This is a genomic window from Williamsia sp. Y844 (assembly GCF_056786475.1).
This window is the reverse complement of record NZ_JBXCJB010000002.1, coordinates 936,864-956,747: the sequence shown is the minus strand read 5'-3', so window position 1 is coordinate 956,747 and position 19,884 is coordinate 936,864. Positions and strand designations below refer to the sequence as shown.

Below are 19,884 nucleotides of genomic sequence, written 5' to 3'. Positions count from 1 at the left end.
CGGCATGCGCCGGGGTGGTCATCAGCTCAGTCCCAGCGCGGCTGCGACCGCCACGGGGTCGACCGGGATGGCCTCGACCGGCGGGATGCCCGCCAGCGCGGTATCGGGATCCTTCAGACCGTTGCCGGTGACGGTGCAGACCACCAGTTCACCGGCGGAGATCCAGCCGTCGGCGCGGGCGGCCAGCAGGCCGGCCACACTCGCGGCCGACGCCGGCTCCACGAAGACTCCCTCGCGGCCTGCGATCAACCGGTATGCCTCGAGGAGCTTTTCGTCGGTTGCTGCCAGGAACTTCCCGCCCGATTCGTCCTTGGCCGCCACAGCCTGGTTCCAGCTGGCGGGAGAGCCGATGCGGATTGCGGTGGCGATGGTTTCGGGATCCTTCACCGGAACGCCGGTCACCAGCGGCGCGGCGCCGGCAGCCTGGACACCCAACATCCGTGGCGTCGAATCGACAAGACCGTCGCGATGGTATTCGGTGTAGCCCTTCCAGTACGCGGTGATGTTTCCGGCGTTACCGACAGGCAGCGCGTGCACATCCGGAGCCCGGCCGAGCACATCCATGATCTCGAACGCTGCGGTCTTCTGACCCTCGATACGCGCCGGGTTGACCGAGTTGACCAACTCGATCTGCGGGAACTCTGCGGTCGCCTTACGGGCGAGCTCGAGGCAATCGTCGAAGTTGCCTTGCACCTGAATGATTTTCGCGCCGTGCATGACTGCCTGGGCCAGCTTGCCCATGGCGATCTTGCCCTCGGGGATCAACACCGCACAGGTGATCCCGGCGCGGGTCGCATACGCCGCGGCGGAGGCCGAGGTGTTACCGGTCGATGCGCACAGGACCGCGGTCTTGCCGTTGTTGACGGCGTTGCTGACAGCCATGGTCATCCCGCGGTCCTTGAACGAACCGGTCGGGTTGAGGCCCTCGATCTTGAGATAGACGTCGCAACCGGTGATCTCGGACAGGTGCGGGGCACTGATCAGCGGGGTGCCGCCTTCGAAAAGGGTGACAACCTTCCAGTCGTCGCCGACCGGGAGTCGATCCCGGTAGGCCTCGATCAGGCCCGGCCATGCACGATGCACAGCTGCTGACTCACTCATTGGTACCCTCCAGTCGCAGAACACTCGAAACACTCAAGACCGCATCCAACTTCTCCAGCGCCGCAACGGTTTCCGACAGCGCGGCATCCGGCGCACGATGCGTGACCACAACCAGTCGGGCATCCTCACCGGCGCCTTCCTGACGAACCGTGGAGATGCTGATGTTACGGGCGGAGAACTCACCGGCAACCGTTGCCAGAACCCCGGGTTTGTCGGCGACCCGCATCGATACGTAGTAGCGGGTACGCACGTCGCCCATCGGGGCGATCGGCAATGACGCGTAGGTCGATTCCAGCGGACCGCGTCCGCCGTGGACCTTGTTCCGTGCCGCCATCACCAGATCTCCCAACACTGCGGATGCGGTCGGTGCGCCGCCGGCACCCTGGCCGTAGAACATCAGACGACCGGCGTTCTCGGCCTCGACCACCACGGCGTTGAAAGCGCCGTTCACCCCGGCGAGCGGGTGTTCCAACGGGACCAGCGCGGGGTAAACGCGCGCCGAGATCCGTTGGCTGCCATCTTCATCGACGATGCGCTCGCAGATCGACAACAACTTGATCGTGCAATCGAGTGCGTGCGCCGAGGCGAGATCGTCAGCGGTGATGCTCGAAATGCCCTCGCGATAAACGTTCAGCGCGGTCACCCGCGAATGGAACGCGATCGACGCCAGGATCGCTGCCTTCGCTGCGGCGTCATACCCTTCGACGTCGGCTGTGGGGTCGGCTTCGGCATATCCCAGTCGGCCGGCCTCGGCGAGGGTCTCGTTGTAGTCGCTGCCGTCGGCGTCCATCGACGAGAGGATGAAGTTGGTGGTGCCGTTGACGATTCCGGCCACCTTGGTCACCGTGTCACCGGCCAGCGACTGCATCAGTGGGCGGATCACCGGGATCGCCCCGGCCACGGCCGCCTCGAAATAGAGGTCGACCTTTGCCGTTGCCGCGGCCGTCGCCAGCTCGCCGGTGTAGTCGGCCAACAGCGCCTTGTTGGCGGTCACCACCGATTTGCCGCTCTGCAGTGCCTCACGAATGAGCATGCGCGGCGGGTCGATACCGCCCATCAGCTCGACCACGATGTCGACATCGTCGCGAGCCACGAGCTCTTCGGGCTTGTCGGTGAGCAGCGCCGGGTCGATACCGCGCGGCTTGGTCAGGTCGCGAACCGCCACACCACGAATCTCCAGCGGTGCACCGACGCGGGCCGTCAGATCTGCCGCGTTGTCGGTGAGGATCCGCACCACCTCGGTACCGACGTTGCCCATTCCGAGTACCGCAACACCAATGGCGCGCGTGCCGTTCTCCGTCATTCGTTCACCTCCAGGCTCAACAAATCTTCAACGGTCTCGCGCCGCAGCATCACTCGCGATACGCCGCCCTCAACTACGACCACAGCTGGTCGGGTCACCATGTTGTACCGGCTCGACATCGTGTAGCAGTACGCGCCCGTTGCACCAACCATCAGAACATCTCCGGGTCCGACGTCGCCGGGCAGCCAACAGTCCTTGACGACGATGTCGCCGCTCTCGCAGTGCTTTCCGACCACGCGGCTGACCACCGCGTCGGCGGTCGAGATCCGGGAGGCCAGGCGCACATCGTATTCCGCCTGGTACAGCGCGGCCCGGATGTTGTCGCTCATCCCGCCGTCGACCGACACGTAGCGGCGATGCGCCCCACCCGGTGAGATCTGCACGTCTTTGACGGTGCCGACGGTGTAAAGCGTGACACCGGCCGGTCCGGCGATCGCGCGGCCCGGTTCGACCACGATGGTAGGCGTGGGTAGCCCCAGAGCCGCCGACTCGGTTTCGACGATGTGGGCGAGCTTGTCGGCAACTTCCTCGACAGGCGGCGGGTCATCCGACGGCAGGTACGAAATACCCAGTCCGCCACCAAGATCCAGAATCGACAGCTGCGCGGCCTTGTCGAGGCCGAACTCGGCGACGACGTCACGCACCAGCGACAGCACGCGGCGTGCCGCCAGCTCGAATCCGTCGACGTCGAAGATCTGTGAGCCGATGTGACTGTGTAGTCCGACCAGGCGGAGGTGCTCGGTCGCGAAGACCCGGCGGACCGCGTCCATGGCCAGGCCCCCGGCCAACGAAAATCCGAACTTCTGATCCTCGTGCGCGGTGGAGATGAACTCGTGGGTGTGCGCCTCGACGCCGACCGTGAGCCGGATGAGTACGTCCTGCACGACACCGAGGCGGCCGGCGATCTCATCGAGGCGCTCGATCTCGATCATCGAGTCCAGCACCACGTGTTCCACACCGGACGACGCAGCCAGTTCGAGTTCCGGAACCGACTTGTTGTTGCCGTGCAATGCAATTCGATCAGCCGGGAAACCCGCGCGCAGGGCGACGGTCAGCTCCCCCACCGAACAGACGTCCAGTGAGAGCCCCTCGGACTTCACCCACCGCGCAACCTCCGACGACAAAAACGCCTTGGATGCGTAGTGCACGTGCTTGGCGGAACCGAATGCCTTGGCCATCGCGGCGCAGCGGGCCCGGAAGTCGTCCTCATTGATGACAAACAGTGGCGTGCCGTACGTCTGCGCCAACTCGGTGACGGGAATGCCGCCGATCCGGGCGACATCGTTGCTGTCGCGGTCGGTGCCCTGCGGATAGACGTTGGCAGGCAACTGCGCCAGATCGGCTGCGCTGTTGGGACGTTCGGCAAGCCGCGGTTCGGCGAGAACCTCGGCAAGTATCTCCGCGTGAAGCGGGCCGACGGGGTTGGCGCTCACATTCGCTCCGGTGCGCTGACGCCGACCATCGCCAAACCGTTGGCGATGACCTGCTGGGTGGCACCGCACAGTGCCAGCCGTGCGGCATGGATGTCGACCGGCTCTTCGTCGCCCTGCGGCAACACGCGGCAACGATCGTAGAACTTGTGGTAGGTGCTGGCCAGCGCCTCGAGGTAACGGCAAACACGGTGCGGCTCACGCAATTGCGCGGCCGTGTCGACCACTGCCGGGAAGTCGCCGAGTGTGCGGATCAGGTCGCCTTCGGCCGGATCGACCAGCAACTCGAGGTGATCGGAGGAGCCGACCAGACCCAGTGCCGCCGCGTTACGAGCGATCGCGCAGAGCCGGGCGTGTGCGTATTGCACGTAGTAGACCGGGTTCTCGTTCGACTGACTGACGAGCAGGTTCAGGTCGATGTCGATGTTGACGTCCACCGAGGACCGGATCAGAGAATAGCGGGCGGCGTCGACACCAACGGCCTCGACCAGATCGTCGAGGGTGATCACGGTTCCGGCGCGCTTGCTCATCCGTACCGGTTGCCCGTCCTTGACCAGGTTGACCATCTGGCCGATCAGAACCTCCAACCGGTCCGGGTCGTCACCGAGGGCGGCCGCGGCGGCCTTCAGGCGCACCACGTAACCGTGGTGGTCGGCGCCCAGCATGTAGATGCAGAGGTCGAAGCCGCGATCACGCTTGTCCTTGAAGTAGGCGATGTCACCTGCGATGTACGCCGCTTCGCCGTCACTCTTGATGACCACGCGGTCTTTGTCATCGCCGAAGGCGGTGGACCGCAGCCACCACGCACCGTCGTTCTCGTACAGGTTGCCGTTGGCCTTGAGTTCGGCGATCGCCTTGTCGACCTGACCGGACTCGAACATCTTGTTCTCGTGGGTGTAGACGTCGAAGTCGGTGCCGAACTCGTGAAGATTCTTCTTGATCTGCCCGAACATCAGGTCCACACCGTGTGAGCGGAACGTTTCGAGACGCTCCGCTTCCGGCCGACTGAGCACATCGGGCACCTCGGCGACGATCTGTGCCGCGATGTCGTTGATGTACGCGCCGGAGTAGCCGTCTTCGGGGGTCGGTTCACCCAGCGCAGCGGCCTGCAGTGATCGCGCGAACCGATCGATCTGGGCGCCGTGATCGTTGAAGTAGTACTCGCGGGTCACCGCGGCACCGGCGGCCGACAAAACCCGGCCGAGGGCGTCGCCGACGGCGGCCCAGCGGGTACCACCGAGATGGATGGGTCCGGTGGGGTTGGCCGAGACGAACTCGAGGTTCACCTTCAGACCGTCATAGATCTCACTGGTGCCGTATGCACCGCCGCCGGTCAGTACATCGGCGACAACCGCGTTCTGCGCATCGGCGGCCAGTGTGATGTTCACGAATCCGGGTCCGGCGATATCCGCGGTGGCGATACCGTCGCGCGAGATGAGCTCGGTCGCGAGCCATCCGGCCAGCTCACGGGGATTCGCACCGACCTTCTTGCCGAGTTGGAGCGCAATGTTGGTGGCGTAATCGCCATGCTCAGGGTTTCGTGGGCGTTCCACGACAACAGACTCCGGCAACGCGGACACATCGAGTCCGTGGTCGGTGAGCACTGTGGAGGTGGCGGCATGCAGGAGTACCGCGAGGTCGGCGGGGGTCACGATGCACCATCCTATTGGCCGACCGATCATCAAAGACAATCGCATTGACTTGACGCCTGTCACTGCCCGAGCGGTCGGCTCGATCTTGTCAACTCTCGGCGGTGTGGAGGTGCCCACGTAGACTCTCGTATCGCCGGTGAACAAGTCGGCAGTGCGACGTCCGCTCTCCATAGAATTGCACCGAAAGAGATCCATGGCTGACGCCAAGAACCAAGGCAACATCCCGAAGAGGCCTGCGGGCTCCGGGAAGAAGAAAAAGGCTGGTCAGATACCGGTGGTCAAGGCCGGCGGTGGACGCCAGTTCCCGTGGGGCACCATCGGTGGAGTGGCGGTGGTCCTGCTCATCGTCGCCGGACTCGCCGTCTATCTGATCCCGAAGTACGAGGACAAACAGGAGGTCGCGCAGTACACGCCGTCCGCCTCGAATCCCGATCCTTCGGACAAGATCGAGGGCGTCACCAAGATCTATTACCCGGCCGGTCAGCATGTCGAGCCGACCCAGCGGGTCGCCTACGACCAGTCGCCGCCCTTCGGCGGGCCGCATGACGCCGTGTGGGCCACGTGTACCGGCGTCGCCTACCCCAACGAGTTGCGCACCGAGAACGCGGTGCACTCGCTCGAGCACGGTGCAATCTGGATCGCGTACAACCCGGAGACCATCGCCCCCGGCGACCTCGACATCCTGAAGTCGAAGGTCGACAGCGAGCAGTACATGCTGCTCTCGCCGTACCCGACGCTGGACCGGCCCATCTCGCTGCAGTCCTGGGGCCACCAGCTCAAGCTGGACTCCGCAGGCGACCCGCGTATCGACCAGTTCATCGAGGCGCTGCGCCAGAACAGCAACACCGGCGTCTACCCGGACTATCCGGACGCGACCGCCTATCCCGAGGTCGGCGCTCAGTGTGCGGCAATCCCGGGATCCTTCGATCCGAGCAACCCGCCTGCCGCCGACGTGGGACCGCTCCCGGCTGACGCGATCCAGATGGATGGCACCGGTACGACGCAGGCCACCGACGAAAGCGGCATGGTTCCGACCACGCCGAACCCGGCGGGCTGATGACGGCACCGGGCGAGGACCCCCGCGACGAGTCCGATCGGAATACCACCGATCGGCACCCGTCGCGCGGTCACCGGAGCCAGCAGACCGCGGTGCTCGTCCTCGGTGCCATCGCAGTACTTCTCGTCGGCGTTGTGGTCGGACTGTTGCTCCGCACCACGTTCGACGGTGATGACGGCAGCAACCGGCCCGCGGAGGATTCGGCTGCGGTCGGGTTCGCGCAGGATATGAGCGCACATCACCAGCAGGGCGTCGAGATGGCGACCTTGGAGCTGTACGGCGGCAGCGATCCGCAGGTCCGTAGCCTGGCCTACGACATCCTGACGACGCAGGTCAACCAGATCGGTCAGATGCAGTCCTGGCTGACCCGCTGGGACTACCCGCTGGGCAATCCTGGCCAACCCATGGCCTGGATGACCGACGGCGGCTCCGGACACGGGCATTCGACGGACAAGGGATCCACCGATTCCGGTATGGAGATGTCGACGTCCGGCGTGCCGATGCCCGGTATGGCCACCACCGAGGAGATGAACAAGCTGCGATCCCTGCAGGGCAGCGAGCTCGACATCTACTTCCTGCAACTGATGTTGCGCCACCACCAGGGCGGCATCGGAATGATGGAGTACGCGGTGGAGCCCGACCATGTCAGCGAGGAGTTTGTCCGCGAACTGGCCCAGCAGATGATCAACGTTCAGAGTTCCGAGTCGGAGACCATGACGAAGATGCTCGAGAGCCGCGGCGCTGCACCACTTCCGATGAACTGATCAGACCAACAACTGATCAACACACGAAAAGCCCCTGTCCGATGTCGGACAGGGGCTTTTCGTTGTTCGGTGCAGAGGTGATCAGCTCAGGTGGCGCCGTTGTTGCACCGGGACGCTGCGGCCGTGGATCTTCTCGTAGGCGACCCGGTTCGCATCATGCTTGCGCGCCTGTGCGGGGCTCTCGAGGTCGGCGGGCAGCCCATGGAGTTCGAGCCGGTGTTCACGGTTCATCTGCATGTAGGCACTGCAGTAGAACAGCGCCAGGATGAGTCCGAGCAGGATCATCGCCAGCCGCAAGTAGATCGGCCCCGGGAAGAGCAGGAACAGCGCGAACACGGGGAGGAACGGGATCATGCCACGCACGAGGTGCCGCGCAACCCGCCAGCGGCCCGTCAGGTCGTGCCGAACCCAATCCTGCAACTCGTCGGGCAGCTTGCGCCCCCAGCTGTAGGCGATCCACTGCCAGGGGTTCGGCCGTTTGCGCTGCGTCATCTTGTTACTCCTGAAATGCATTGGAACCCTACGGTTCCAGGGTGATCGAGCCGGTGGCGATGGCCGCTTCCGCCGCCTGGTTTACGGTGCCGAGAACCCGGTGCAGTTCTTCGAGAACATCAAGATCCACGCCGAGCGTCCGGACGACCGCGTACGGGATCTTCTCGGCCTGGGTCCGGAGGTCACGTCCGGCCTCGGTGAGTTCGACGACCAATTGCCGCTCGTCGATGACACTGCGTGTGCGAGTGATCAATCCGGCCGCCTCGAGGCGTTTGAGCAGCGGCGAGAGTGTCGGCGAATCGAGCCGAAGGGCTTCGGCGATCTCACGCACCGACATCGGCGCCCGCTCCCACAACGCGAGCATCACCAGGTACTGCGGATGCGTCAGTCCCAACGGCTCCAACAGCGGCCGGTACACACCGAGTACCGTCCGGTTGGCCACGGCCAGCGCAAAGCAGACCTGCCGTTCGAGCGCCAACGGATCGCCCTGGATCAACAGCCCATCAGACATCGCACCTCTTTGATCGTGCCAACATAGTTATCGCACTAACTATATGTCCACGAAGGAGTTGATGCAATGTCCGTGAACGTGGACTGAACCACAGTTCGGTACCGGAGGCCTACTGGCCGGGAACGCCGAATCCTACCGGTTCGCCAACGGGTCGACGACTTCCACTGAACCACAACGCTATTGACGCGGTACCTGGAAGAAGAACGGCAACTCGGCTTGAAAAGCGGAGCGTTGCCAGAAAGAAAATAAGTGCCCCCGGCAGGATTCGAACCTGCGGCCTTCCGCTCCGGAGGCGGACGCTCTATCCCCTGAGCTACGGGGGCTCATCGGGCGAGGATCAGCGTAGCGCATCAGACTCAGCCAACCCAAAACGCCAGGACGCGCGAGTCTTTAGACCATCACCAGCTGCGCACCACCGACACCGGAATAGCGGGCAGGCGTGCAGGTCAAAACGATGACCTGGGTCTGCCGCCCGGCACGCCCGAGTACCGCGGCCATGCCCGCCAAGCGGCCCGGGTCGGTGTATCCGAGCGCGTCGTCGATGATCACCGGTACGCCGTCGACCGGGTCGACCAGCATCGCGCAGGCAAGGCGACTGATGATGCCGAGTTGCTCCTTCGCTCCCCCGGACAACGACTCATGGTCGACGGTCACGCCGTCGAGGGTTCGCGTGGTGATGCGCAGATCCTCGTCGACCCCGATCTGCAACGTCGGGCCGAACACCACTTTTCCGAGCCGCAGGATCTGGTCGGCAAATGGAGCAACGTACCGACGCCGCGTGTTGTCCCGATGCCGTTCCAAAGTCTGCATCAGCAGGGCGACAGCACTTGCCCGCAGCCGAACCCGTTCGTGTTCGGCCTTCGCGCTCTCCAATTCGGTTGCTGCCCGGTGTAACTGGTCGAGCTTGCCGTCGTCACGCCGGATGTCGATGCGGGCCCGCAGCTCGTTGATCTCGTCGCCCTGCGCCTTGAGCTTGGGTTGGCCCTGCTCGACCACCGCAGCCTTGTTCGAGTACTGCATCTCGAGGGTCTCCAGATCTGCTTCCGCGATCTGCGCGTCGATCTGCCCGAGCGCCTGTTTTGCATCGACCAACCGATCGAGGAGGTCGACGCGACGGCGTGACAGGTCTGCATCATCTGCGGCCTCACTCAGCTCGGCGCGCTGCGTCTGCAGTTCGTCACATTGCCTGCGCAGTTCTGATGCGTTGTCCCCCAGCCTGCGCAGTTCGGCGTCGAGACCGCCTCGGCGGCTGCGCAACTCGGAGGCCGTCTCGGACAACCGGGCCACAGCGGCAGCCGCCAGATTCGATGCCTGCTCGGCCTCTGCCACGTCGAGAACATCATCGGATCCACTCGACGCACCCACGCGCTCACCGAGTTCGGCGCATTCGGCGCGCAGGACCACTTCGTCACGTTCGCCGAGAATCCCGGCGAGCTGCGCCTGCTGAGCCTCGACGGCACTCTCTGCCCGCTCACGTCGCCGCACAAGCGCCCGTAGCTCCGCCACGTCTTCGACACCACGCTCGGACAAAAACCCGGCCAGCGCTCGCTCAGCCTGGGTCACGCGATGCGAGAGCGTCGCGGACCCGGCGGCGGGTGTGACCACTACCCGCACCACACCCGCCACTTCGACCACGGTCTCGCCGGTGACCGCGAACTCTGTGTCGACGGCGCCATGGCCGTTGGCATCTGCATGCCCGACGACCTCGACGACGGTCTCGCCCAGCCGGGTCACCGACATCGTCGCGGCAGCGAGCTCTGCGTTCGCTCGAGCAACGGCGACGTCGCTCGAGAGCGCCTCGGCAACCGGTATCTCGTTGCTGCCGTACGCCACCGCGGCCATGTCACGGCGACAGCGCGCCAATTCGGCGTGCACCTGGTCCACGCGTTCCAGGATTCCGATGAGTTCACAGTGGCGCGCCCGGGTGCTGTCGAGGCGGGCGCTCACACGCGCAGCGGCCACGCGCTCGGTCGCCTCCACATCACGCCGGCGGGCGGCATCCAGGCGCTCATCTGTCACCTCGACCTCGCGGACGCAGTCATCAAGTTTCTCGCGTAGATCTCCGAGCGCCCGGTCGGACTCCTCGATGCCGCTGTTGCGGTTGGCGATCTGCCGATCGATCTCGGCGCGGGCCGCCAGGTCACGGTCGAGCAGCGCAAGTTCTTGGCCGACCAGACGCACCGTCTGTTGCGCGTCATGTTGACGGCCTTGTAGTCCGGCAGCCTGTTCGCGTTCGGCACTGAGCGCCGCCAAGTCGACCGTTGCCAATTCGACGGCGTTGGCGACCTCCCGACGAGAGTCGGTGAGCGAGTCGAGCCGGGCCGAATCCTTGGCGATCTCGGCCATGACCGCGACCATTTCGGTGTGCCGAAGCTCTGCGGCCTCCAGATCCGCAGTCGCTGCGGCCAATTCGCGGGACGGACGCCCTTGCGCGGCGGTGAAGTATCGTTCGTATTCGGTTCGCACCCGCTCGATCAAAATCGAGTTGTCGTCACTGCCGTCCACGGCGGAACCGGGCGAACCACCGGCGGCATCGAGTGCGCGCGACAATGCCGAGCTTCCGCTGAGATCGCCGACACTCGGATCGGCGGCCTGCATCAGCCGCAGCGCCTTGAACAATCCCATATCGACAGCGCCGTCAAGGATTTCGGACACCTTGTCGTGTGCGGTCCGTCCGCTGAGTTGCTCCGGTGCCGGTTCGTGGATGACCAGCTCGGTACGGGCCGCCCGGTTGTACTGTTTGGTGTAAGTGAACCGGTAAGGGCCACAACTGATATCGGCCTCCACGAGGCTACCGGCATCGACACCGGCCGGAGCGACCGCACGCACCCGGGTGCTCTTGCTGTCCGAACGAATCTCCAACAGCAGGTCCAACGCCTCGATCATCGACGACTTGCCGGCTTCGTTGGCACCCTCGACCACCGTCACACCCACTGCGGCAAAGTGAATTTCGCGCTCGGTGATGCCGCGAAAATTGCTGAGCCGCAGCCGATGCAGCTTCACCGACGGTCCCCTGCCAACCGGAACAGCAAAGCCAGGGCCTCCTGCGCCGTGACCGCTTCCGGATCAGTGCCGCCTGCAGCGCCCGACAATTCGGCCACGGCGTCGCCGATGAAACCGCTCAGCGCCAGCTGGTCGAAGTCGTCCGGCCCGGGCCGGATCACGAGATCGTGTTTCAACGCCCAGAATGTCTGGGCGGCAAACCGGTCGGCGAACTGCTCGAGCATCTCGTCGAGTTCTGCGCGCTGCGTGATGGTGACCGCACCACGCAGTGCCAGCTGGACCACGGTGCGAGTCTTGTTGTCGATCTCGTCCAGCCGGCGACGCAGGTCGGCGATGTCGTCGGCACCGTTCACGTCGTGCTCGATGGTGCGAAAAGACCATTGCCCCACCGGGTGTGGCGTCACCGTCACCGATTGGGGGCCGGCATCAGGGTCGTGGCCGGGCAGACCGGCTCCACGGGTGAGCGTCACCACGAGCGCCTGCCCGGGGTCGGTCTCCCGGTGGTCGTAGTTGGTGACCTCTTGGGCACCGGAGTACCAGATGCGCCCGGTCCGGCCGACATCGGTGGCCGAGTGCCGATCTCCCAGTGCCACATAGTCGATCAGTCCGTCGTCGATCGCCCTCTCGAGGTCACCGACACCGATCAGGGTGGGGTCGTCCGAGTCGGGTGCGAGGTAGTCGACGCGGCCGTGCCCGGCGACAATTCGGATGTCGTCGCCCGGCGCCAATCCGTCGACCTGCCTGGCCAGCAGATCCGACAACGGAACCTTGGTGGTCCAGGGCGCCGCGATGATCCGGATCCCGGGCCGGACCTGCACCGGGCCGGGCGTGCCCAGGACGTGCACATTGGGCGGCAGGTGTTCGGTGAAGACCCTGGAGCCGTAGATACTCGACGCATCCATCGGATCGTGGTTGCCGGGCAGCAGATACACCGGGACAGGCACCTGCGACAGTTCGTCGAGACTCTGCCGGATCACGCGGGACGAGACCTGCCGATCCTCGAACACATCGCCACACACCAGGACGAACTCGGCATTGTGTTGCGATGCCAACTGACCGATACGGCCGATCGCCTCTTGGCGCGCAGCGGTGTACCGCGCCTGTGCATCGCCCTTCAGGAAATGCCGGGTCATGCCCAACTGCCAGTCGGCGGTATGGATGAACGTCACCTCGGTGGCGGGCTCGAACAGTGGAAGCGCGACACTCACAGGTGACTCCTCTCGGTTTCGTCGGTACTGCGACGATCCTACGAGGGCACTACGACAGAGCGTTGGACCTGCCGCGGTGGGTCACCGACCGATCACGAGCACTCGCTCTCCACCGTCACCTGCCCTGCCACCGACAACACGGGTGCCGCCGGTCACCTCGTACCCGTACTGTGACCCGCTCTGAACCGCGTTCGAACCCGTCAGACGCTTTCCCACGTATTCGCATGCATATTCGCCGATGTCTTCGCCGACGTTGCCCCCGGGGCCGCCATCGCAGGCGCGAGCGCTTCTCGCCAGACGATGAATACCGGTACCACAAGTGCGTTGAGCCACAACGCCATCGGCGCGGGCTGGTTCCAGTCGACCCGAAGGCTCATCAGCAGCAGAACCGCCAGCCCACACCCGAACAGGGTGGCCGCCAGCGCCAGCAGCGTGTTGCGCCGATCGGCGTCGTTGCTCGCCAGTCGATCTCGGGTGAGAACCGCCCCGGCGAGTGCAATCGTGAAGAACAACAGTGCGCCGAGCGTCGCGGCCGACGCGGAATACAGTGTCAGCCGAACCACCGACAGAGCGATCCACAACGCCGAGATCGCGGCCACCAACCCCAGCGGCGGCAAATAGTACTGGGCCTGGGTCAGCGCCGGGCGGGTGGGCAGAGCCGGCGACAGGGCTGCGGCCCCGATCCCGCCGAGTAGGCCCACCCCGAGATAGCTCAACTGCACGGTGTCCACCGACAGATATGGCATACCCGGCAGTGAGACCATCACCGCCCATCCGGCAACCGCCCAGGCCGGTAGCGAAAGTGCCAGTCCGGCAGCCGGTTTACCGACCGCAGCCGACCAGACCAACCGGCCGATGATGACCAGCCAGACAAGGGCCGCAATCGCATCGACGAGCGGGTTGAGCGCGCCGACGCGGAGTCCGGCGACCGCATCGATACCGTCGACGAAACGGAAGACCGACGTCGCCGCTCCGGCGACGGATGAGATGGCGAACAGAACTCCGAGACAGATCAGCACCAGCCGGGCGTGCAGATCCACCCGCGAGGGCATACCCGGAGTCAGATCGAACAGATCCGACTCTCGCGGTTGAGCCGCCAGTACGGCTCCGGCCAAACCGACCCACACCGCAGGCCCCAATCCGGTACTGCCGTAGGACACTTCGATCCACCGACTGGAGATGTCCCAGAACAGGTACACCGCAACCAGCGCCAGATACGGCACACCGGCGATCATTTTCGCCGCCCGCAACCGCGCCGGCGACCAGGTGGGACCGAACAGACCCCGCCGGCTCGCCGCCGGCAACAGCAACGACAACAGCGAGATCCCGGTGATGAGCGTCGCATCCACCCGAAGCAACGCGATCGAGTCCGCGTTCCAGTCCAGGCCCATCGACACCAGGAGCGCAACCACCGCGATGACGTCACGCATTCGATCGGCCCGCGTGGGAACCACCCCTGGCAACATATGCGTTCCTCCCCTTACAACCCCCCGAAGCAAGGGTCATATCGTACGACAGTCGCCGGCCATTCCATGTCTTCGTCGACGCTGTTCGAACCCAAAGGTTCAATTCGTCGGCGACGAACGGGGATCGGCGCGAGGATACTGGTCTGCATGCCCTTCTCACCGCCTGAACGGACGCTCGCAGCGATGGTCGGCGGAGTCCTGTGTGCCGCCCTCGGTGTCGGCATCGGTTACCTGTGCGCACTCGCGGTCGACCGCGGCGCCGCGCCGCTTCACGCGGTCGGTTCCGCTGTCATCGACGGCGCGCCCGCGTCGATGCGCGAATGGGCCATCGACGCATTCGGTACCAACGACAAACCTGTGCTCCTCGCGTCGATCGGCGCGATCATGGCGCTCATCGCGGCCGTCGCCGGGTTCGCAGAGTCGAGGCGGCCTCCTGTCGGACTGGTGATTTTCGGTGTGGTCGGCGCGATCGGGATCGCCGCCGCGCTGGACCGGCCGACCGCGGTGTGGACCTGGGCGCTGCCCACGCTGCTCGGCGTTGCTGTCGGTATGGTCGCGCTGCATATCCTCATAGGCCGCATTCAACCCGGCATCAACAGCGCTGCAACAGCGCCGGCGCCCCAGTTCGATCAGTCGACCGACGCCCGCTCACATCTGGACCCGGAAGCGGTGCGGACGCGGGAAGTCGAACCACGGGACGTCGAACCACGGGAAGTCGAACGCCGCCAGTTCCTCGTCGGTGCTTCCGTGGTGGGTGGCGCCGTCGCGGTCACCGGCCTCGGCGCCACGGCGTTGTGGCGCAACACGGGCTCGGTCGGCGCCGATCGTGCTGCATTCGATGTGCCGTCGGCCACCAATACCGTGACCACCGTCGCCCCGGAACTCAAAGATGTCACCCCGTTCATCACCCCCAACAAGGACTTTTATCGCATCGACACGGCGCTCACGGTGCCGCAGGTGAAGAGCGATTCGTGGTCGCTGCGGATCCACGGGATGGTCGACCGCGAGGTCCGCATCGATCTCGATCAACTGCGCCGCGACCACACCCCGTTCGACGCCGTGGTGACGCTGACGTGTGTGTCGAACAGCGTCGGCGGAGATCTGGTCGGCAATGCCACCTGGACCGGCTACCGCATCCGCGATCTGCTGGCCCTGGCCGGCCCGGCGGACGACGCCGACATGGTCCTGTCCACCAGTGCGGACGGATGGACGGCCGGAACACCGCTGACCGCACTGACCGACAACCGAGACGCGATGCTCGCGGTCGGAATGAACGGACAACCCCTGCCGGTGGAGCACGGTTACCCGGTGCGCATGGTCGTCCCGGGACTCTATGGATACGTCTCGGCGACCAAATGGGTGGTCTCGCTCGAGGTGACACGATTCGACCGGGCCCGGGCCTACTGGACAACCCTCGGCTGGGCCGAAAAGGGTCCGATCAAAAGCAGTTCGCGCATCGACGTTCCTCGACCGAATTCCTCGGTGGCGGCAGGACCGGTGACGGTTGGCGGCGTCGCCTGGGCCCAGGGCCGGGGAATCAACGCCATCCAGGTCCGGGTAGACGACGGCCCATGGAACGATGCCGAGGTCCTGCCACCGGACCTGATCGATGCCTGGCGGTTGTGGAAGTGGGACTGGAACGCCGAACCCGGCAAACATCAACTGACCGTCCGCGCCGTCGACGGCGACGGGCAACAGCAGATCGAAGCCGAAGCGCCCTCGGTTCCGGACGGCGCAACCGGACTCCACACCATCGCGGTGTCGGTGGTCGGCTGACCGCCGATGTCGTACGTCTTGTTGCCGTATGTCCTAGTTGGGTGATGCGGAATCGGCTATCAGGCCCGCCACGAGCGAGAGTGACCTGCGCGCAGCGGCATCGTCGCGATCGACGAGCCACCATTGGACTGTTCCGAAGAGCATCTGCAACGCAGACCGCACCAGTGTTCGCTCATCAATGTCCCACTTCATCTGACAGCGTTCGCCGATCTCCGATAGATAAGCGCGGCCGTACTTCTCGGCGGTCTGATGTTGTACCAACGCCTGACCCGCGGATGCCGAACCGCTCGGCTGACGCAGCGAGAACAGCATCGATTCGATCATCAGCAGCCACCGACCGGGAAATTCCGCGGCGCGGCGCCACACCCCGGTGAGCGCCTCCTCTACCCAGGTGCGCAACGCATCTCGGCCGGTCTCGAGGGTGCCGGTCGGAATCGAACCGATCAGCGCTTGGAGTTGTTCGGTGATCACCTTCTCGATCATCGCCGCGACCAGTTGCTCTTTGTCGTCGAAGCAGTAATGCACAACGCCCAGTGAGACTTTGGCCTCTTCGGCGACTCCGCGCACGGTCACCGCGCTCATCCCACCGCGATCGGCCAGTGCCAGTGCGCTCTCCACCAACTGTGCGCGGCGATCCTCGACGGACAGGCGGCGCGGACCCGGGACGTCACTGTGCATGTCGCCCAGTACATCCCGCCCGCGCAGCTCCGTCAAACACCGCCGCTCGCGCGGATGTCGGCCACCTTCGCCTCATCCTGCGTCGGCGGCGTCGGATCCGGAACGCCCGATGCGCTCATATGCCGAGGTCGGGCAAAGAACAGTGCCGCGACCACACCCAGAAGCAATGCGGCCGCAGGCAGCAACAAGGTCTGCCCCATGGCGGTCGCGAAACCGTCGCGCACCTGTTCGGGCAGACGCCCGGTCACATCATCCATCGAGTTGTCACCGAATTGCGGCAACTCTGCTGCCAGACGCGTCTGGATCAGGGCTCCCACAGCCGCACTGCCGAGCACCGAACCGATCAGGCGCGTGGTGTTGTAGACGCCAGAACCTGCTCCGGCACTGCTCATCGGCAGATTCCGCGTGGCGGTGGCCGCCAGCGGCGCCCAGATACCGGAGCTCGCGATACCCATGAGGCTCACCGGCAGCAGCAACTGCCAGATCGGTGTGGTCGGGGTCGCGAGCACGGCGATCCAGCCGATCGCGATCGCGTTGAGAAGGAAGGCCGTGGTGATGATGTACCGCGGGTGGATCCGGTCGACCTGCTGCCCGACGATCGGGGCCAGAACACCGGTCAGGACCGCCATCGGAATCGTCAACACCGCTGATTCGGTCGGGGACAGACCACCGACGAGCTGTAAGTAGTACATCAGCGGGACCATCATGCCTGCGGTCGCGAAACCCATCGTCGCGATGCCCAGACTCGCCAGCGAGAAATTGCGATCACGGAAGAGATTCAACGGGACCAGCGGTTGGGATCCGGGTCGCAGCGTCACCATCTTGTGCTGCCAGTAGACAAACAAGGCGATCAACACCAGACCGACGCCGATCAGGGCACAGATCCACCCGGCCCAGTCATACTTCTCGCCGTCCTGGATCGCGAACACCAGAGCGGCCAGACCCACACCACTGAGTCCGACACCGATGAGATCGAAGTTGCGTTTGCTGGTCGGCACCGTGGGCACCAGCTTCCAGGCCAGCACCAAACCGATCACGCCGACCGGCACATTGACGAAGAAGATCCACTCCCAGCCCAGGCCATCGACCAGGATTCCGCCGGCGAGTGGGCCGACCAGCGTCGCCACGCCGGCCACGGTGCCCCACACGCCCATCGCCGCACCGCGTTTGTCGGCCGGGAACATCCGGGTGATCAGCGCCATGGTCTGCGGGGTGATCAGGGCCGCTCCCACGCCTTGGAGCCCGCGGGCGATGATCAGGATCTCGATCGACTGCGCCAGACCACACAGCACGCTCGCCACGGTGAAGACAATCAGCCCGAGCTGGTAGATGTTCTTCGGCCCGAAGCGATCGCCGAGTCGGCCGGCGAGGAGCATGGGCACCGCGTAGGTGAGCAGATAGGCGCTCGAGACCCAGATGACGCCGTTGACGTCGGTGTCCAGGGCCCGCTGAATGGCCGGCTGGGCAACGGCAACGATGGTCATGTCGACCAAGATCATGAAGAACCCGATGCACAACGCGCCCAACGCCAGCCATGGTCTGGTGGTGATCGGCGCGTTGGTCTCCGCGGTGGGACTACTCACGTGCGTACCTCGTTCCCTGAGCGGGCGATCGGCCCGGTGATATCGGTGTGACCCTGCTGCGGGTCGGCGTCACGCAATTCCTTGTACTCCGGCAGCCACATCATTTCGCCGGTCGCGAGCCGCGTGCGTAGCTGCTCCAGCCAGCTGATCTGGGCATCGAGTACAGCTTGGCGGCACCCGACGTCGAGCAGGAACATCTCTGGATGTCCCTGTCCGAGGGCTTCGGACATCGCTGACCGCACATCCGACAACTCGGTACGCATGGTTGCCAGACGTTCATCGAGCAACGCCACAACCTCGTCCCGGCCCAGGGTGTGGGCTTCTGCCAACGCGAGATAGAGCACGGGATACTCCACGACCGGTGTGCGCAGCGTGGATACGAGCGCACTCTCCAACGCCTCTCGCCCCTCCCCGGTTATCGCATAGACCGTTCGTTCCGGCCGGTTCCCGTCGCGATGTACATCCCTGATCTGCAACAGGTTTCGGCAGCAGAGCCGATCAACGGTGTGGTAGAGCGAACCCGGCCGCAGTTTTGCGAACCGGTCTTCCTTGCGCGCCCGAAGCGTCTGCAACATCTCATAGGGGTGCATCGGCTGTTCGACGAGGAGCCCGAGGACCATCACACCCATCGGCGTCAACGCGGCTGCTGCCACCCCGGGTCGCGCGTCCATCAGATACCCCAGACGATTATTCGGCGTCGAATACTCCTTGCGGAATATACCGCGAGAAAGAGCTGGTGCCCAGACTTTTTCGGACGGCTAGTCTGGAAAACGATGAGCACTCAGGCGAGGACTTCCGATCAGAGTTCGGCGGATGGAAATGTGCCCGAAGGAAATGTGCCCGATGGCTACGTGACCGTCGGCCAGGAGTTCGTGCGCGACACCAACTACATCGACGACCGGATCACCCGTGATGGGATCGGCCCGGCGGGCAAGACGTTCCCGGTCGAGGCAGGCCGCTATCGCCTGGTCGTCGCCCGCGCCTGCCCATGGGCGAATCGCGCGATCATCGTGCGCCGCCTACTCGGGCTGGAGCAGGCGTTGTCGATGGGCATGTGCGGGCCCACCCATGACTCGGACAGTTGGACGTTCGATCTCGACCCCGGCGGCATCGATCCGGTCCTGAAGATCCATCGCCTCAAGCAGGCTTATCTCACCCGCTATCCCGATTACCCGCGCGGCATCACCGTGCCCGCAATCGTGGACATCCCGACCGGGGCCGTGGTCACCAACGAGTTCCGGCAGATGACCCTCGACTTCTCCACCGAATGGGTCGATTTCCATCGCGAAGGTGCACCCGACCTCTACCCGGTGAACCTGCGCACCGAGATCGACGAGGTGATCGACGTGATCTTCACCGATGTCAACAACGGGGTGTACAAGGCCGGATTCGCAGGCAGCCAGGACAGCTACGACGCGGCCTACGACCGGTTGTTCGCACGCCTCGACGACTTGTCGGAGCGACTGCGCGGGCAGCGCTATCTGGTGGGCGAGACCATCACCGAGGCCGACATCCGGCTGTTCACCACACTCGTCCGTTTCGACTCCGTCTACCACGGCCATTTCAAGTGCAACCGCTCCAAACTCAGCGAGATGCCGGTGCTCTGGGCCTACGCCCGCGACCTGTTCCAGACGCCCGGTTTCGGAGACACCGTCGACTTCACCCAGATAAAGCAGCACTACTACATCGTCCACAGCGACATCAATCCCAGCCGGATCGTGCCCCGCGGGCCCGACCTGTCCGGCTGGCGCAGCACACATCACCGCGAACAACTCGGTGGCCGCCCCTTCGGCGATGGGACCCCGCCACCGCCGCCCCTGCCCACCGAACGCGTACCCGCCGGACAAGGAGCCTGAAAAG

16 protein-coding genes and 1 tRNA gene are annotated in these 19,884 nt (G+C 64.9%); 4 read left to right on the top strand and 13 right to left on the bottom strand.

The window, feature by feature from the left end; genetic code table 11:
• Positions 1-21: 21 nt before the first annotated feature.
• Genes thrC through argS form a run of 4 tightly spaced genes read right to left on the bottom strand, consistent with a single transcriptional unit; the run spans position 22 to position 5,486 of the window.
• Positions 22-1,101: a threonine synthase gene (gene thrC, locus AC1TQG_RS16685; protein WP_482138675.1), complete on the bottom strand. Its 1,080-nt coding sequence runs from the start codon at positions 1,099-1,101 to the stop codon at positions 22-24.
• Entirely contained in the window at positions 1,094-2,404 is a 1,311-nt protein-coding gene (locus tag AC1TQG_RS16680; protein WP_482138674.1) for a homoserine dehydrogenase, read from the bottom strand. The genes thrC and AC1TQG_RS16680 overlap by 8 nt, the downstream gene beginning before the upstream one ends.
• Positions 2,401-3,837: a diaminopimelate decarboxylase gene (lysA, locus tag AC1TQG_RS16675; RefSeq protein WP_482138672.1), complete on the bottom strand. Its 1,437-nt coding sequence runs from the start codon at positions 3,835-3,837 to the stop codon at positions 2,401-2,403. The genes AC1TQG_RS16680 and lysA overlap by 4 nt, the downstream gene beginning before the upstream one ends.
• Positions 3,834-5,486: an arginine--tRNA ligase gene (gene argS, locus AC1TQG_RS16670; protein WP_482138670.1), complete on the bottom strand. Its 1,653-nt coding sequence runs from the start codon at positions 5,484-5,486 to the stop codon at positions 3,834-3,836. The genes lysA and argS overlap by 4 nt, the downstream gene beginning before the upstream one ends.
• A gap of 193 nt (positions 5,487-5,679) precedes the next feature.
• On the opposite strand from argS, the gene AC1TQG_RS16665 reads away from it, so the two are divergent.
• Together AC1TQG_RS16665 and AC1TQG_RS16660 are read left to right on the top strand one after the other, a co-directional pair.
• The gene (locus tag AC1TQG_RS16665) at positions 5,680-6,543 is read left to right on the top strand and encodes a DUF3105 domain-containing protein (RefSeq protein WP_482138668.1); all 864 of its coding nucleotides are present in this window, start codon (positions 5,680-5,682) and stop codon (positions 6,541-6,543) included.
• The gene (locus tag AC1TQG_RS16660) at positions 6,543-7,307 is read left to right on the top strand and encodes a DUF305 domain-containing protein (RefSeq protein WP_482138666.1); all 765 of its coding nucleotides are present in this window, start codon (positions 6,543-6,545) and stop codon (positions 7,305-7,307) included. Before AC1TQG_RS16665 ends, AC1TQG_RS16660 begins: the two co-directional genes overlap by 1 nt.
• A gap of 81 nt (positions 7,308-7,388) precedes the next feature.
• On the opposite strand, the gene AC1TQG_RS16655 is transcribed toward AC1TQG_RS16660, so the two are convergent.
• The 6 genes from AC1TQG_RS16655 to AC1TQG_RS16630 all read right to left on the bottom strand — a co-directional run bounded on the left by AC1TQG_RS16655 (position 7,389) and on the right by AC1TQG_RS16630 (position 13,987).
• Entirely contained in the window at positions 7,389-7,799 is a 411-nt protein-coding gene (locus AC1TQG_RS16655; protein ID WP_482138664.1) for a DUF5313 family protein, read from the bottom strand.
• A 28-nt stretch (positions 7,800-7,827) separates the two neighbouring features.
• Positions 7,828-8,310, bottom strand: a complete 483-nt coding sequence (locus AC1TQG_RS16650) for a MarR family winged helix-turn-helix transcriptional regulator (RefSeq protein ID WP_482138662.1) — start codon at positions 8,308-8,310, stop codon at positions 7,828-7,830.
• A 250-nt stretch (positions 8,311-8,560) separates the two neighbouring features.
• Positions 8,561-8,633 (bottom strand) — tRNA-Arg (locus AC1TQG_RS16645).
• A 67-nt stretch (positions 8,634-8,700) separates the two neighbouring features.
• A complete protein-coding gene (locus AC1TQG_RS16640) occupies positions 8,701-11,313 on the bottom strand; it encodes an AAA family ATPase (protein ID WP_482138660.1) in 2,613 nt (870 codons plus the stop codon).
• Complete coding sequence (locus tag AC1TQG_RS16635; RefSeq protein WP_482138658.1) at positions 11,310-12,521, bottom strand: metallophosphoesterase family protein; 1,212 nt, start codon at positions 12,519-12,521, stop codon at positions 11,310-11,312. The genes AC1TQG_RS16640 and AC1TQG_RS16635 overlap by 4 nt, the downstream gene beginning before the upstream one ends.
• Positions 12,522-12,721: 200 nt before the next feature.
• The gene (locus AC1TQG_RS16630; protein ID WP_482138656.1) at positions 12,722-13,987 is read right to left on the bottom strand and encodes a DUF7937 domain-containing protein; all 1,266 of its coding nucleotides are present in this window, start codon (positions 13,985-13,987) and stop codon (positions 12,722-12,724) included.
• Positions 13,988-14,134: 147 nt separating this feature from the next.
• Between AC1TQG_RS16630 and AC1TQG_RS16625 the strand changes: the two genes are divergently transcribed.
• Entirely contained in the window at positions 14,135-15,763 is a 1,629-nt protein-coding gene (locus tag AC1TQG_RS16625; protein WP_482138655.1) for a molybdopterin-dependent oxidoreductase, read from the top strand.
• A gap of 33 nt (positions 15,764-15,796) precedes the next feature.
• On the opposite strand, the gene AC1TQG_RS16620 is transcribed toward AC1TQG_RS16625, so the two are convergent.
• Genes AC1TQG_RS16620 through AC1TQG_RS16610 form a run of 3 tightly spaced genes read right to left on the bottom strand, consistent with a single transcriptional unit; the run spans position 15,797 to position 18,695 of the window.
• Positions 15,797-16,441 carry a TetR/AcrR family transcriptional regulator gene (locus tag AC1TQG_RS16620; protein WP_482138653.1) on the bottom strand — a complete coding sequence of 215 codons (645 nt, stop codon included), beginning with the start codon at positions 16,439-16,441 and terminating at the stop codon, positions 15,797-15,799.
• A gap of 32 nt (positions 16,442-16,473) precedes the next feature.
• Positions 16,474-18,024 (bottom strand): DHA2 family efflux MFS transporter permease subunit, encoded by a 1,551-nt coding sequence (locus AC1TQG_RS16615; protein ID WP_482138652.1) that lies wholly within the window; start codon positions 18,022-18,024, stop codon positions 16,474-16,476.
• Positions 18,021-18,695 (bottom strand): PadR family transcriptional regulator, encoded by a 675-nt coding sequence (locus AC1TQG_RS16610; RefSeq protein ID WP_482138650.1) that lies wholly within the window; start codon positions 18,693-18,695, stop codon positions 18,021-18,023. Before AC1TQG_RS16610 ends, AC1TQG_RS16615 begins: the two co-directional genes overlap by 4 nt.
• A 102-nt stretch (positions 18,696-18,797) precedes the next feature.
• Here AC1TQG_RS16610 and AC1TQG_RS16605 point away from each other — a divergent pair, with 102 nt between their 5' ends.
• Complete coding sequence (locus tag AC1TQG_RS16605) at positions 18,798-19,880, top strand: glutathione S-transferase family protein (RefSeq protein ID WP_482138649.1); 1,083 nt, start codon at positions 18,798-18,800, stop codon at positions 19,878-19,880.
• Positions 19,881-19,884: the final 4 nt, after the last annotated feature.